The following is a 13,511-nucleotide window of genomic DNA, read 5'->3' on the forward strand; positions in this document are numbered from 1 at the left end:
AGAACAGTATCACTCTTCGGACTGGTTAGTTTCAACGAACTGTTGACTGCATAACTATTTTATCGGGGAACGTGATACGGCTTATCTGATATGGGGGTAACGCAAGCAGGCTCGACCGGGGAGACGGACGCATCGGAGCGGGACGCGGCCGATGGGGTGGCCGACGACGGACTCTCGTCTTCGTCTTCGACCGACTCTCCCGCCGTTGCAGACCCGTCCGAGGAAACGCTCACCGAGGACGAACTCTTCGAGATCCTCTCGAATCGGCGACGACGACACGTCCTCCACGAACTCATGCAGGAGGACGGCGGCATCGACATTGGAACGCTCTCGGAGGAGATCGCCGCCTACGAGGACGGCCTCGAGCTCCACGAGGTCTCGAGCAGCGATCGCAAGCGCGTGTATACGGCCCTCCACCAGTCCCATCTCCCGAAGATGGACGAGGCCGGCGTCCTCGAGTTCAACAAGGACCGGGGGACCGTCGAACCGACGCCGGCGCTCGAGGACGTCGAGATCTACATGGACGTCGTGCGCGGACGCGAGATCCCATGGAGCGACTACTACATCGGACTGACGGCGCTGTCCGGGATTCTGCTCGGGGTGACCGCGCTGGGGCCCGGCCCGCTCGCCGCACTGACGCCGTACGCCTGGGGGGTGTTCGTCCTCGTCTCGTTCGGCGTCTCGGCGATGGCCCACCGGTACTACGCCCGTCGGAACCGGCTCGGGATCGCGGACGATCCGCCGGACGTCGCGCTCGAGTATCAGGGCCCTGATACGGAGGGGTAACTCGTGGCCGCTGACGACCGACGCATCTCGCGAGTAGCTCGGCCGATCTCCCGTTCGACGGTCGTCGGGATCGCGATGGAACGACCGGACGGTAATCGAACGATCCCATGAGACGGAACCGAAAGAAAACGAGGACGAGACGCGCCACGCTGGCGATGCTCGCCGGTTCGAGCGGACTGTTAGCCGTCGATACGCTCGGCTTCTCGAGCGTCGAGGCCGGGCGGGACGTCGAAATCGACGTCGTCGCCGACGCGGACGCGTATCTGGGGCTGGTCGAGACCGGCGAATCCGACGACGGCGTGGAGACGAGTGACCTCCTGTTCGGCGACGACTACGAGCGATTGCCGCTCGCGACGTTCGACGTAGTCAACCAGCTCACCGAGGAGGTCGCGGTCGAACTGGTACTCGGGGACGATCGGCTCAGGTTCCGGAGCGAGGACGGTACCGTAACCGGTGACGGCCGCCTCGTGCAGAATCTGGCCGTCGGTCAGTCCGTCGACGCTGGCATCGGTCTGGATCTCCACTGTGACTGGGCGATCGTCGACGAGCCGATCACGACGTCGCTCGAGATCGAAGCCGACGGGGATTCGACATACATCACGGCCGAGCGGACGCTTACCCTCCTTCCCGGGGTGTTGGCCGTGGCTCGCTTCAGTTCACCTCCCTTCCTGGATGGCTTGTTGATCGTCCGGAAACGGCGAAAGGGGGATACCGTTTGGATACTCGTCGAATGGATCTCCTGTTCGGACGGCAAACGGACTACCGTGGCCGAAATAGAAATATCGGACGACCTATTACCAAAGCTCCGCCTGAAATTCCCCCAAGAACACCACGGAAATAGCGGAGCTAATGCGAGAAGCGATACCGATACCAATACCAATTCCGGGTCCGGGTCCAAGTCCAATAGAGTATCCAAGTTGAACTCCGGCACGTCGTTCAAACCGGACCTCGCAACTGCAGACGACGTCGATGCCGAGTTCGACTTCGAGTCGCCGGAAACAGCTACCACAAACGAGTCTAACGGTGACAGAGCCCCCTCGAGTGAGGCAGCCAACACGTTCGTCCCCGTCCTCGAGATCAACCCGGATACATCGGCTCGAGGTTCGACGATACGAGAGATCGAGACGATCGAGATCCGCAAGTCGGATCTCGAGGGCGAGTGAGTTCTATTCCTGAACCCGACGGCGGTTTTACTCGGATTCTGTGTTTTCCACTCCGACAGGCGTGTAGAACACACGCGCTATGTGGTGGTCCAAAAAATGGATCAGCAAGACGTGGAATCAGTCGTCGTCCGTGACGACTTCCCCCGTCACGTTTCCACCGATGTCGGCCGATGGGTCGGGACCGGGATCGGCTGGCGGGCCGGGTGAGGGGGACGGCGATGGTCCCGGCGATGGACCTGGAGACGGTCGTCGATCGTCGTCTTCTTTTTCGTCATCTTTCTTCTCGTCCGGATCTTTCTTTTCGTCGTCCGGATCAGGGTCGTCGACTGTATCTTTCCCGTCGTCCTCGTCAGGCTCTTTCTCTCCATCGTCCGGTTCTCGTTCACCGGAATCCGGTTCCGAATCCGGATCATCTCGAGGCGGATCCGGATTCTCATTCGGTTCCGGTCCTGGATCCTCAGACGAGCACCCGGCGAGGAACACGACGAGCCCTGCGAGCAGGGTTCGTCGGTTCATTTCACTCCACGTTGTAGTAGACGGTGCCGGTCGATCCGCCACGACCGTTACCACCGTCGCCACCGAACGCCTCGAGGTTCACCTCATCTGGCGTTCCAGGGTTGGCGAGGCCCGACGGGAGCTCGTCGAGCGCGCTCCAGTCGACCGTGAACGTGTACGTGTGCTGATCGTCACTCTCTTCGGCGGTGAAGCCGGTCACGTTCTCACCATCTACGGTGCTACGGTCGGGGTTGTCGGCCGATCCCTGATTGTACTTGATGTAGCCTTCCGACACGTTCGTATCGTCGACACCGCCAGGGCCGTGGAACCCGAAGCGGTAGTCGTCGCCCGGATCTTCGTTTGCACCGTAGTCGACGACGACTTCTTGGAAGTACTCGTCCGGATTGTCCGGCCATCCGGCGTAGACCTCTTCGTCGAGTTCGATCTTGAAGTGAGTCGTCTCACCGAAGTCTGCGTAGAGCGTAATCCAGCCGTCGTCGTTGCTGGCGATCTTCTCGTAGGTGACGACTTCGCCGTCGACGTCTCCACCAGAGTCGGCTTCTGAGTCGATGTTGTTCATGACGACCTCGAGCGTGTCTTCAGTCGAGCCAGTCACCTCGTTGTCTGCCGAGGTCGTAACGATCACTTCGAGCTTGACGGTGACGTCTTTCTCCGTCTGACTACCGTCATCGGTTGCTTCGAAGTCTGCTGCCTCGAGCTCCGAGTGATCGAGGACGTCTCCCTCGAGCGTCTCGCCGAGCTCGATATCACTCTGACTCTGACCGCTGACGTCACTCCGGGTTGCGGAGTCGATTGCTTCCGTTACGCCATCGTATTCGATCTGGAGTTCGACCGTGGCCTCCGTCGCAGGGTTCTCGAGACCCTCGTAGGAGAACGTGACGTTCGTTGCTTCGATCTCGATTGCATCGAGGGTACCGTCATCGCTTTCCCCGTTGATTTCCGATGCGTTGAGGGTGTGGCTTCCGACTTCTGCGACTGCGCCTTGCGACAGGACCGCTGCTCCGCCGATAGTTGCTGCGCCGATGCTCCCTGCGCCGATGAGGAAGTTACGTCGATCCATGGTAGTTCCTAACGTCGTTTTGTGTCTGAGGAGAACGACCACCCGTTAGTCCAGATCGTCGTTCACCCGAATCCCCGCCACGGGGATCACAGGTCATCGGTGGACGGAACGGAGTATTGTAGTACGCTCGTTGACGGGAATTCAGGATCCAGTGGTGTGTCCTCTGCTCCAGATTGAACGAAGTAGAAAGAAGTCGATACGTTATTGACCCGGGCTCGATCGGAGTCAACCGACGATATCTACGCTTCTAGATCCGCTTTTGATCAGTCAACCGACACACTACGATACGTATCGAAGGGGTTGAACGCCACTATCCTCGAGTCACGCGTCCATTATTTCCTCGGCGAACCGCCTCATCGCCGTCTCCGAATCCTCGTTCTCGAGCGAGACGATCACGTGATCCACGCCGTACGCCTCGAGCCGGTCGAAGTAGTCCCGGAACCACTCGAGGCTGGCCCGATACCCCAAATGAAGTGGCTCCGGCTCCGCCTCCGTCTCGGGGTCGTCGGCCAGTTCGACGCGCACCGCCATCGCGTAGGGCTTGTCATCGGCATCGGCGCGCCACTGCTCTACGTAGTCCTCGAGCGTCCGTTCGGGCAGGTAGTAGAACAGCCAGCCGTCCCCGTGTTCGGCGATCCACTCCCGCGACTGCCGGGCGTTCCCCGTGGGCAGCATCGGAATCGTGTCGGTCGTCGGCTTCGGGACGACGTCGAGGTCGCCCTCGAGGCGGCCCCATTCGCCCTCGAGTTCGGGGTACTCCTCGCGCCACAGTGTCCGCACAGCCTCGAACCGGTCCCGGAACAGGTCGCCCCGGTCCTCGCGGTCGACGTCGAAAGCCGGGAACTCGGGGTCCCGGTCGCCCGAGGCGACGCCGAGCACGAGCCGACCGTCCGACAGCCGGTCGACGGTGGCCGCCGATTTCGCGACGTGGATCGGGTGTCGCAGCGTGAGGACGATGCTCGCGGTCCCGAGGGCGATCTCCTCGGTCCCGGCCGCGACGTGGGAGAGCCAGGGCCAGGGGTCGAACGTCTGGCCCGCGTCGCCGAACTTCGGCCAGTCGGTGGGGACGTCCCGGGCCCAGAGGCCGGCGAACCCGAGCGATTCCGCGAGACGCGCGAGTTTCAGTTCCGCCTCGATATCGGGCGTCGAGCGGTTCGTTCCCGTCAGGGGGAACCCGGTCCCGAAGGTCAGCCCGTCGCGTTCGAAGAGGCGTCGATAGCCTGCGTTCCGGCAATCGGTCGCGGTCCCGTTCGCGGTCGACATTCGCTCGAGCTATCGGCTACGATTGTATGACGGTGACGGTCCCGGAACCGGCGGCCGGGGTCATGAGTCGACGCCGAACGCGAGAGAGAAAAGCGAACGGAAACTGCAAACCGCGGAAAACGGCCGAATCGTCGGTGCGACGGTTCGGCAGCTAGTTAGTCGTCAGTCGTCAGTCGTCAGTCGTCGGCGGGCGCAGCGCCGCTGCCGCTCTCCTCGGCCTGTTCCTTCGTCCAGGCGAGCTTGCCGCCGGCTGCGAGGATGTCACGTTCGCGCTCGGAGGCGTCGAGCGTGGCGGTGTACTCCTCGTCGCCGACACGAACCGTGAACTCCTCCTGCCCGGAGGTGACGGCGTCGTAGACGTCGTCGACGATCTCGACCTCGTCGCCCTGGTCGATATCCTCGTAGGTCTCCTCGTCGATCGTCAGGGGGACGATGCCGAAGTTGAAGAGGTTCGCGCGGTGGATCCGGGCGAAGCTCTGGGCGAGGACGGCCTCGATGCCGAGGTACATCGGACACATCGCGGCGTGTTCACGGGAGGATCCCTGGCCGTAGTTCTCGCCGGCCACGAGGACGCCGCCGTCGGCCTCCTTGGCGCGTTCGGCGAACGTGTCGTCGACGCGGGAGAGGGTAAACTCGGAGAGCTTCTCGATGTTCGACCGGTACATCAGGATGTCCTGGGTCGCAGGGATGATGTGGTCGGTCGTGATGTTGTCCTCCATCTTGAGGAGGGCTTCACCCGCGATGTCCGAGCCGAGTTCGTCACGCAGCGGAACGTCGCCGATGTTGGGGCCCTTGACGAGTTCGTCGTCGGGGGCCTCGTCGGGCGTGATGAGGTCCGTCTTCGAGCCGTCGTACTCGTCGGGGAGCTCGATGCCGGGTGCCTCGAGGTCGCCGAGTTCGTCGGCCAGGTCGCGCGGGTCGACGATCTCGCCCTTGATCGCCGCAGCGGCGGCGACCTCCGGCGAGCAGAGGAAGACGTTGTCGTCCTCGATGCCGGAGCGACCCTCGAAGTTGCGGTTGAAGGTCCGCAGCGAGACGGAGTCGGAGGCGGGGACGTGACCGATGCCGATACACGCCCCGCAGGTCGCCTCGGAGAAGTTGACGCCGGCGGCCATCATCTCCGCGACCCAGCCCTCGCGGGCGAGCATCTCGGAGGCCTGCTTGGAGCCGGGCGCGACGATCATCTCGGTGGTCGGGTTGACCTCGCGGCCCTCGAGCATCTTCGCGGCGGGGAGGATGTCCTCGTAGCCGCCGTTGGTACAGGAACCGACGATGACCTGGTCGACGTCCTGGCCAGCGACCTCGCTGACGGGGACGACGTTGTCGGGCATCGACGGCTGGGCGATCAGCGGCTCCAGGTCGGAGAGGTCGACGACGATCTCGTCGTCGTACTCGGCGTCCTCGTCGGGCTGGAGTTCGGTGTACTCGTCGCCGCGGTCGAGGCGCTCGAGGTAGTCTTTGGTCTGCTCGTCGGTCGGGAAGATCGAGGAGGTCGCGCCGAGCTCGGTGCCCATGTTGGTGATGGTCATGCGCTCGGGCGCGGTGAGGCTCTCGACGCCGGGGCCGGTGTACTCGAGGATCTTGCCGACGCCGCCCTTCACGGACAGCCGGCGGAGAAGCTCGAGGATGACGTCCTTCGCGGTGGCCCACTCGGGGAGTTCGCCCTCGAGTCGGACGTTGACGATCTCGGGCATCTCGATGTAGTAGGGCGCGCCGCCCATGGCGACGGTGACGTCGATCCCGCCGGCACCGATCGCGAGCTGGCCGAGGCCGCCGGGCGTGGGTGTGTGAGAGTCCGAACCGAGCAGCGTCTTGCCGGGCGCCGCGAAGTTTTCGCGGTGGACGTTGTGACAGATGCCGTTGCCCGGACGAGAGAAGTATGCACCGTATTTGCCGGCCGCAGAACGCAGGAAGCGGTGGTCGTCCGTGTTCTTGAAGTCGAACTGGTAGGTCTGGTGGTCACAGTACTGGGCGGCGATTTCGGTCTGGACTTCGTCCAGTCCCATCGCCTCGAACTGCAGCCACACCATCGTACCCGTCGTGTCCTGAGTGAGGACCTGGTCGATCTCGATACCGATTTCCTCGCCGGTCTCGAGTTCGCCGTCGACGAGGTGGTCGTCGAGAACCTTTTCGGTGAGAGTTTGTCCCATAGCACCCGAATCTGGGCCGTCCGTCCTGATAAAACCAGCGTGTTTCCATGAGGAACGACCGTGTTAATTCCGACCATTGGCCAAGCCTTCCCGTAATTTTTGCCGAGTCGGTCGACGTTCGTGAACCGACACCCGCTCCGGCGGGTCGGTGCTCGAGCGGCCATCGGCCTCGCCGTGGTTCGCGGTGTCGTTCCGGCGCAGAACGGATACGCTTTTTTCGTTCCCCCTGAGAGAACACCCACATGTTCAGGTCCGGTACGTTCGTCGCCGAGCACGTCTCGCCGACGACCGACGAGCAGGTCCAGCCCAACGGCGTCGATCTCACCCTGGACGTCGTCTTCGAACAGCTCGAGCCGGGGCGGATCGGTCGCGACGGCAAGCAGATCGGCGACCGGGTCGCCCGTTCGATGGAGGAACTCGAGGAGAAGGATCCGGACACCTACTACCTCCCGGAGGGCGCCTACGTCGCCCGCTACGGCGAGCGGATCGAGATTCCGGACGGGCACATCGGCTTCGTCTACCCGCGCTCGTCGCTGATGCGCAACTCCTGTATGCTCAATACGGCCGTCTGGGACGCCGGCTACGAGGGTCGCGGCGAGGGCCTGTTGCAGGTCCACCACGACGTCGAGATCGAACGCGGCGCCCGGATCGCACAACTGGTGTTCGCCGAGGCCGACCACGACGACGTCTACGACGGGAGTTACCAGGGCGAGAACCTCTCGGGTGGCGAGTGAGACCCGACCGATCGTGGTCGGTCCCTCGAGGATACCGTTTTTGCGTTCGGGGACGTAGGCTGGTTATGATCGGTGACCGGAACCGATGATGGCGACGACGCACGTCTTCGTCGCGCTGGTCGCCGTCGCCCCGTTCGCGGTGGTCGCGCCCGAGTTCGCCCTTCCCCTGTCGATCGGGGCGGTGCTGGGCGGTCTCGCCCCCGACTTCGACGTCCTGTTCGACCATCGGCGGACGCTTCACTTCCCCGTTGCAGGGTTCCCGAGCGCACTCGTTGCGGGTGCGATCGCGCTCGAGATCCGCTCGCCGACGGCCGTCGGCCTCGCCGCGTTCGTCCTCGGGGCCTGGCTCCACGCCGGCAGCGACGCGATCGGTGCCGGTCCCGAACTGGATCCGTGGAACAACTCGAGCGACCGTGCCGTGTACGATCACGTGCGCGGGCGATGGATCCGGCCACGGCGGTGGATCCGCTACGACGGCGCGCCGGAAGACGCCGGCCTCGCGGTCTCGCTCGGGGTCGCGTCACTGTTCGTCTTCGACGGCTGGATGACGCCGGTCGTCCTCGTCGGCGTGGCGATCTCGCTGTGTTACGCGCTGTTCCGCCGGCGGATCGCCGAGTGGGCGTAGAATACCCGGAAATCGATCCCGATGGTCCGCATGCTTCACTCGCTTGCTCTTGCTATCTTCAAACAGCGAGAGAATCCCGCCCTTCAGGGCGGGCGTGAATCGCGTCACTTGACTACGAAACCCACCGCTCGATAGCAGGCCGGATATTCGACGCTAATCCGAGCCATTAAGTAGGGTTCGACGTGCGAGTTGGTGGCCAACGCGGATTGCAACGGGGAAGATAACTCCGAGTCCTCACGGCGAGGATAGGAGTAACGGCTGTGTGGTGGTTCGAGAGACCGGTGGTCTCTCGTCATCACGAAAGGCGCACAGCGCCTTTCGAACGACACAGCCATCGACATACTTGTTCGACCGCGAGAGCGGGACGTTCAACACGAGAGAACAGGTCGTGTCGTAGACCGACAAGTATCCCACCTGCGGTACGGGAAGCCTCGCCGTTTGCGGCGAGGAGAATGTCACAGCCGACCGCAAGTCGGAACGCTGATACCATCCGTGTCCAACGCAACGGTATGGTCGACGAATTTATCGCACAGGCGATTCACCTCACGTTCGCCTCGATCTGGGCGGGCAGCGTCTTCTACGTCGCGTTCGTCGTGTTGCCACTGGCTCGAGACGGCGAGTTCAACACCACGTCGCCGCTCGAGACGATCTCGGGCAAACTGACGACGATTTCGCGAACGAGCGCACTGGTGTTGTTGCTGACGGGCGGCCACCTGGCGGGGAACCGGTACACGTCGGAGTCGCTGTTTAGTTCGACGAACGGACAGCTCGTGTTGCTGATGGTCGTGCTCTGGCTGGCGCTTACCGGGCTCGTCGAGGTCGGTTCGAAGCGGTTCGAGTCCGGGCTCAACGGGAAGAAACTGCGCGAACCGGCCCGCGACGCGCTAGGCCTGTATCGTGCCGCTGCGGTCGTCGCGATCGCGTTGCTCCTCGTCGCAGGGGCGATCACGACGAACGTTGCGGCCTTCCTCTAACCCGACGGTCCGGGGTTTCCTACCGGTTCTACCGGTTCGATATGTGACGAAAGTTCTTACAAAAGATACTTAGTCGATTGCTGTAAGGTACACCTCATGATGGCTAGGGGGAAAGACATGGTACTCTCGCTGCTCGCCGTCGGGGCGGCCGCGGCCGCCGGCTATGTACTCAGCTCACGCGGGGACGGTGGCGCCGACACCGGCTCGCGGTCGAAGGCCAACCTCGGCGCGCGCATCGTCGATCGCTCCGAGATTCCCGACGGGGCGACGATCGTCGACGCCTCGTCCGATCGATTCTCCGAGATTCCGGGGGCACGACGCGCGATCCGTCGCGCCGTTCGCAACGACGCTCGCGAGGAGTGGGCACACGTCACGCTCGACCGGGACGGTGCCTGGTCCATCGTCGACGCGGTCAGGAGTTCGCTCCCCTACTACGACGGTAGCGACGCCGAGTACAACGGGGTCTACGTCCGCCATGGCGACCGGATCGTCCTGCTGGACGCGATCGGTTGGGCGCGCCTCGAGCGGCCCCGACACTGAAGGTTCGTTCTCGTTTTCGTTCTCGTTCCTGTCCCCGCTCCGACTTCGACGTCGTCGTCTTCGCTCGTTCGTCTCGTTCCTCTCGATCCCGGTTTCCGGGCGTCGGTTCGTCGCCGTCTCTCCTCACCTGCCGGCACGGCGCGGAATCACAACCACTACCTCGGTCCCCCGCGGAGCTACCGCCATGCAACTTGGCGTCATCGGACTCGGACGCATGGGCCGGATCGTCGTCGATCGACTCCTCGCGGCGGATCACGACGTCGTCGCCTTCGATATCGACGACGACGCGGTCGACGCGGCTGCGGACGCCGGTGCGGAGCCGGCCGACTCGATCCCGAATCTCGCGACGCGACTGGACGACGGCGGAAACCACAAGCGCATCTGGCTCATGGTCCCCGCCGGTGACCCCGTCGACGCCGCCCTCGAGGAACTCGAGCCCCACCTGGAGCCCGAGGACGTGGTCGTCGACGGCGGCAACTCCTACTTCGAGGACTCCGTTCGGCGTGCGGAGTCCTGTCCGGCGGCGTACCTCGACTGTGGGACCTCCGGCGGCCCCGCGGGCGCCGAACTGGGCTTCTCGCTGATGATCGGCGGTCCCGAGGACGCCTACGCGGACCTCGAGCCCGCTTTCGACGCCGTCGCCACCGGTCCCGATGGCCACGAGCGGATGGGGCCCTCGGGCTCGGGTCACTACGTGAAGATGATACACAACGGCGTCGAGTACGCGCTGATGCAGGCCTACGGCGAGGGCTTCGAGTTACTCCACGAGGGCCGGTACGACCTGGACCTCGAGTCGGTCGCCTCCGTCTGGAACAACGGCGCGGTGATCCGCTCGTGGCTGTTGGAACTCTGCGAGGAGGCGTTCCGCGAGGAGGGCAACGACCTCGGCGACGTCGCCGACCGGGTCGAGGGCGGTTCGACGGGTACCTGGACGGTCCAGGAGGGCTTGGAGCAAGAGGTACCGCTGCCGTTGATCTACACGGCCCTGGGCGAACGGTTCGGTTCCCGGGCGGAGGACGGGCGGTTCTCCCGTCGGCTCGCCAGCCGGCTCCGGTACGGGTTCGGTCGCCACGACGTCCCGCGGCGGTAATTCGTCTCTCACGAAAGATTTCCGCTCGGGGGAGACCCGACGAATTCCGAAACGGCTAAACCAACTCTCGTATTATCCTTCCTAAGGACGCTCTGTGACGCTATATCACGGTGGCTTCCCGAACTGTCACGAAACTCTGAGGGTAATTCGATCGATACAGTTCGGCTCGGAATTTTGAGGAACATACTTTACTGGTGCTGCCGTGAGCAGTAGTTATGAACTCTCCCTCTCCCCAGTCCGCGGCGACGGTAGCGGTCGACGGCGACCGACGACCGAGTATGGCCATCGTCGAACTCGTCGCGCGGGAAACCGGTACCGACGTCGTCGAACTCGCGCCGCTCTACGACGCCATCGATCCCGACGTACTCGACTCGCTTCTTCGATCGGACGGCTTCTCCTCCCTCGAGTTCCGCTACGAGGGGCGAACAGTCGTTCTAGAGGACGCCAGTGACGAGGTTCGAATTTCGCTGCAAAACGACGCCACCGCGGACGCCAGCGGAGACGTCGTCGATACCGAGTCCTCGATTTAAGCACGCGCGATTTTTCCGGACGCTTCGATCGGTTTACCAGCGACGGTGCTCACACCGGCTCGCGGAGCGCCCAGACGTCTTCGGTCGGCTCGAGGTCGCTGGGCTCGCTGCCCCGCTCGGTCAGTATTCCTGTGTGGTACAGCATCGCCTTCAACTGGAAGACGGTCGGCGAGTGATAGATCTCGCCCCGCTCGAGAGGTCCTCGCCGGAGGTTGCCGTCCTCGGTGAGTACCCGTCGGCGGACGTCGTCGTCGCCCCGGACGAACAGTTCGACGGCGAAGGCGGGGAACTGCTCGTGGAGCCACTCGACGACGTCGACGAGCGACGGCTCCGTGATCCCGTGGTCGTGCATGGCCTGGAGTTCCCCCACGAGCAGTTCCGTCGCCTCGTAGTCGAACACCACGCGGCGGGCCAGCCTGCCCCACGCCGGGGCCAGGTCGACGAACCGCTTCGGCGAGCCGTGCCACGCCGCGAACTCCTCGAGGGCGGACTCGACGCCACCGTGCCGGGACTTCGCGAACCGAATCACTTCCGCGCCCAGCGACGTGGGTTCGATCCGTGGGCCGTCCTCGATCAGTCCGAGGAACGCGGCCCCGCGCCGGGCGTCCGCGACGGCGTCGACCACGTCGTGAGTCGACAGTACGGTTGCGGTGTCGCCGTCGGCGTACTCCGCGAGGACGTAACCGAGGTAGTTCTTCGGGTGGTTCAGCCCGAACGACTGGTCCGCGACGCCCCGGGCGCCGGCCTGGAACCGCAGCGCCCGCGCCTCGGTCGTCGTCCGGTTGCCGACGACGCGGGGCACCTCGAGGGCGTCCACGTTCCCCGCGGCGTCGACGCCGAGCACGCCGACGTTCAGCTCCCGGGCGAGCGTCCGATCCGTCTCCGAGACCGACCCGGCGGGGACGGCGACGTACGCGACGTTCGCCTCGCCGAGCCGATCGTGGGCCTGGACGATCCCCCGCTGGGTGTCGACGCCGCCGCTTGCGAACCCCTTGGCCTCGACGGCGATCAGCGGCGGCTCGTCGCCGAGCCGAGTGTCCGGACGCCGACGAGGTCGGGGTAGCCGCCGCCGACCCGGACGTGGTTGAACGGCGCCAGCAGGTCGCGAACCGCCGGCTCGATCGGCCGTCCGGGGCGCCACTCGTCCTGCGAGAACTGCGTGTCGGCGACGGCGTAGGAGCCGTCGTCCTCGCCCGGGAAGAGGCGCTGCTTGGTGTGGGCGAGCACCTGTGGTTCCGACAGCGACTCTGCCGCGCTGCTCATACGAGCTGGCTTGCGACCGCGCCCCCATAACAGTACCTGGCTCCGCCGGTACCGAACGCGGTGGACGTGCCTACCGGCGGGCGGACAGAGCCAGCGCTATCGAGCCGCTCAGGATCGCTCCGGCAGCCGCGGACGATACCAGTCCGAGCACGAGGCTCCCCTCGGTTATCGCCGCGATCGCACCACCGGCCACGGCACCGGCGCCGCCCGCAGCCCCGATTACCGTCTCATCCGGAACGTCGCTCATACCCGGACCGTTCGACTGGAGCACAGTCAACGTGGCGATCGAACGACATGTCCGCGGTGGATCGCCACACGGGCTCTCTATCTAGCTGCGCCGGGTGCTCCGGTAACTACAGTCGCTTACGGTTCGGACGTAACGAACAGAACAACGAGTGCGAGACCCATCGTTACCGCGGACAGCGGTTCCCAGTTACCCGTCTTTCCCACGTAGTAGGTCGCTGTACAGGCCGCCATAATTCCGAGCAAAGAGACAGCTATCTCCACTTTCTCGTCGACGACGATCTTCGGTACGGTGTGCTCGCTCACGGGCGGGTTTTATTCATATATTTTATTTAACCATTATGATTGCTGGAGGGTGTGATCCGATTTCCCGTCCGGACTGAACGCGAGTGTTCCCCTCTCCGAATACAACTACTCACCGTTCGCGCTTCCCCGGGGAGGACTACCCGCTGACGGTCACCGCAGCGACGACGCTCCCTCGAGTTCGCTCCGGCTCCGGCTCCGGCCAGCGAGCCGATCGGCCCGAGCGCGGCGAGCGCGAGGCCCGCCCCCGGATGACCGACCCGGGATCGAA

Annotated in this window: 14 protein-coding genes and 2 pseudogenes; 9 read left to right on the plus strand and 7 right to left on the minus strand. The window is 64.3% G+C overall.

The genetic code is table 11. From position 1 onward, the window contains the following. Positions 1-90: 90 nt before the first annotated feature. Together CHINAEXTREME_RS06365 and CHINAEXTREME_RS06370 are read left to right on the plus strand one after the other, a co-directional pair. Complete coding sequence (locus CHINAEXTREME_RS06365; protein ID WP_007139815.1) at positions 91-786, plus strand: DUF7344 domain-containing protein; 696 nt, start codon at positions 91-93, stop codon at positions 784-786. A 155-nt stretch (positions 787-941) separates the two neighbouring features. Next, on the plus strand, positions 942-1,949 hold the full coding sequence (locus CHINAEXTREME_RS06370; RefSeq protein WP_007139814.1) for a hypothetical protein: 1,008 nt from the start codon (positions 942-944) through the stop codon (positions 1,947-1,949). A 146-nt stretch (positions 1,950-2,095) separates the two neighbouring features. Here CHINAEXTREME_RS06370 and CHINAEXTREME_RS06375 read toward each other — a convergent pair whose 3' ends face one another. The 4 genes from CHINAEXTREME_RS06375 to CHINAEXTREME_RS06390 all read right to left on the minus strand — a co-directional run bounded on the left by CHINAEXTREME_RS06375 (position 2,096) and on the right by CHINAEXTREME_RS06390 (position 6,938). Beyond that, positions 2,096-2,386, minus strand: coding sequence for a hypothetical protein (locus CHINAEXTREME_RS06375; protein WP_007139813.1), 291 nt, complete (start codon positions 2,384-2,386; stop codon positions 2,096-2,098). A gap of 80 nt (positions 2,387-2,466) precedes the next feature. Further along, positions 2,467-3,525, minus strand: coding sequence for a hypothetical protein (locus CHINAEXTREME_RS06380; RefSeq protein WP_007139812.1), 1,059 nt, complete (start codon positions 3,523-3,525; stop codon positions 2,467-2,469). 321 nt (positions 3,526-3,846) lie between these two features. Beyond that, positions 3,847-4,788 carry an LLM class oxidoreductase gene (locus CHINAEXTREME_RS06385; protein ID WP_007139811.1) on the minus strand — a complete coding sequence of 314 codons (942 nt, stop codon included), beginning with the start codon at positions 4,786-4,788 and terminating at the stop codon, positions 3,847-3,849. Between the two features lie 176 nt (positions 4,789-4,964). Continuing rightward, positions 4,965-6,938, minus strand: coding sequence for an aconitate hydratase (locus tag CHINAEXTREME_RS06390; protein ID WP_007139810.1), 1,974 nt, complete (start codon positions 6,936-6,938; stop codon positions 4,965-4,967). Positions 6,939-7,180: 242 nt separating this feature from the next. On the opposite strand from CHINAEXTREME_RS06390, the gene CHINAEXTREME_RS06395 reads away from it, so the two are divergent. From CHINAEXTREME_RS06395 to CHINAEXTREME_RS06420, 7 genes and pseudogenes are all read left to right on the plus strand, one after another. Further along, a complete protein-coding gene (locus CHINAEXTREME_RS06395) occupies positions 7,181-7,672 on the plus strand; it encodes a deoxyuridine 5'-triphosphate nucleotidohydrolase (RefSeq protein WP_007139809.1) in 492 nt (163 codons plus the stop codon). Between the two features lie 85 nt (positions 7,673-7,757). Continuing rightward, entirely contained in the window at positions 7,758-8,297 is a 540-nt protein-coding gene (locus tag CHINAEXTREME_RS06400) for a hypothetical protein (RefSeq protein WP_007139808.1), read from the plus strand. Between the two features lie 177 nt (positions 8,298-8,474). After that, positions 8,475-8,694 (plus strand): annotated as a pseudogene (locus tag CHINAEXTREME_RS22155) (hypothetical protein); the annotation flags it as partial. Positions 8,695-8,806: 112 nt separating this feature from the next. Further along, a complete protein-coding gene (locus CHINAEXTREME_RS06405; protein WP_007139807.1) occupies positions 8,807-9,271 on the plus strand; it encodes a hypothetical protein in 465 nt (154 codons plus the stop codon). A 96-nt stretch (positions 9,272-9,367) separates the two neighbouring features. Beyond that, positions 9,368-9,811, plus strand: a complete 444-nt coding sequence (locus tag CHINAEXTREME_RS06410; RefSeq protein ID WP_029601491.1) for a hypothetical protein — start codon at positions 9,368-9,370, stop codon at positions 9,809-9,811. Between the two features lie 184 nt (positions 9,812-9,995). Continuing rightward, a complete protein-coding gene (gene gnd / locus CHINAEXTREME_RS06415) occupies positions 9,996-10,901 on the plus strand; it encodes a phosphogluconate dehydrogenase (NAD(+)-dependent, decarboxylating) (protein ID WP_007139805.1) in 906 nt (301 codons plus the stop codon). Between the two features lie 215 nt (positions 10,902-11,116). Continuing rightward, positions 11,117-11,431, plus strand: coding sequence for a HalOD1 output domain-containing protein (locus tag CHINAEXTREME_RS06420; protein ID WP_238593362.1), 315 nt, complete (start codon positions 11,117-11,119; stop codon positions 11,429-11,431). 49 nt (positions 11,432-11,480) lie between these two features. Here the strand turns inward: CHINAEXTREME_RS06420 and CHINAEXTREME_RS06425 are convergent. From CHINAEXTREME_RS06425 to CHINAEXTREME_RS06430, 3 genes and pseudogenes are all read right to left on the minus strand, one after another. Continuing rightward, a pseudogene (locus tag CHINAEXTREME_RS06425) lies at positions 11,481-12,694 on the minus strand (hypothetical protein). A 70-nt stretch (positions 12,695-12,764) separates the two neighbouring features. Then, complete coding sequence (locus tag CHINAEXTREME_RS21405) at positions 12,765-12,941, minus strand: hypothetical protein (RefSeq protein ID WP_156875535.1); 177 nt, start codon at positions 12,939-12,941, stop codon at positions 12,765-12,767. Positions 12,942-13,057: 116 nt separating this feature from the next. Next, complete coding sequence (locus CHINAEXTREME_RS06430) at positions 13,058-13,243, minus strand: hypothetical protein (RefSeq protein WP_007139802.1); 186 nt, start codon at positions 13,241-13,243, stop codon at positions 13,058-13,060. Positions 13,244-13,511 lie beyond the last annotated feature (268 nt).

The organism is Halobiforma lacisalsi AJ5 (genome assembly GCF_000226975.2).
In the GTDB taxonomy this organism is placed as follows: domain Archaea; phylum Halobacteriota; class Halobacteria; order Halobacteriales; family Natrialbaceae; genus Natronobacterium; species Natronobacterium lacisalsi.

What these genes read in the sequence shown, in the direction of transcription:
- CHINAEXTREME_RS06400 (WP_007139808.1), top strand. Translation starts at nt 7,758, where the DNA reads ATGATGGCGACGACGCACGTCTTCGTCGCGCTGGTCGCCGTCGCCCCG.
- CHINAEXTREME_RS06380 (WP_007139812.1), bottom strand. Translation starts at nt 3,525, where the DNA reads ATGGATCGACGTAACTTCCTCATCGGCGCAGGGAGCATCGGCGCAGCA.
- CHINAEXTREME_RS06410 (WP_029601491.1), top strand. Translation starts at nt 9,368, where the DNA reads ATGATGGCTAGGGGGAAAGACATGGTACTCTCGCTGCTCGCCGTCGGG.
- gnd (WP_007139805.1), top strand. Translation starts at nt 9,996, where the DNA reads ATGCAACTTGGCGTCATCGGACTCGGACGCATGGGCCGGATCGTCGTC.
- CHINAEXTREME_RS06375 (WP_007139813.1), bottom strand. Translation starts at nt 2,386, where the DNA reads ATGAGAATCCGGATCCGCCTCGAGATGATCCGGATTCGGAACCGGATT.
- CHINAEXTREME_RS06385 (WP_007139811.1), bottom strand. Translation starts at nt 4,788, where the DNA reads ATGTCGACCGCGAACGGGACCGCGACCGATTGCCGGAACGCAGGCTAT.
- CHINAEXTREME_RS06405 (WP_007139807.1), top strand. Translation starts at nt 8,807, where the DNA reads ATGGTCGACGAATTTATCGCACAGGCGATTCACCTCACGTTCGCCTCG.
- CHINAEXTREME_RS06420 (WP_238593362.1), top strand. Translation starts at nt 11,117, where the DNA reads ATGAACTCTCCCTCTCCCCAGTCCGCGGCGACGGTAGCGGTCGACGGC.
- CHINAEXTREME_RS06390 (WP_007139810.1), bottom strand. Translation starts at nt 6,938, where the DNA reads ATGGGACAAACTCTCACCGAAAAGGTTCTCGACGACCACCTCGTCGAC.
- CHINAEXTREME_RS06365 (WP_007139815.1), top strand. Translation starts at nt 91, where the DNA reads ATGGGGGTAACGCAAGCAGGCTCGACCGGGGAGACGGACGCATCGGAG.
- CHINAEXTREME_RS06395 (WP_007139809.1), top strand. Translation starts at nt 7,181, where the DNA reads ATGTTCAGGTCCGGTACGTTCGTCGCCGAGCACGTCTCGCCGACGACC.
- CHINAEXTREME_RS21405 (WP_156875535.1), bottom strand. Translation starts at nt 12,941, where the DNA reads ATGAGCGACGTTCCGGATGAGACGGTAATCGGGGCTGCGGGCGGCGCC.
- CHINAEXTREME_RS06370 (WP_007139814.1), top strand. Translation starts at nt 942, where the DNA reads ATGCTCGCCGGTTCGAGCGGACTGTTAGCCGTCGATACGCTCGGCTTC.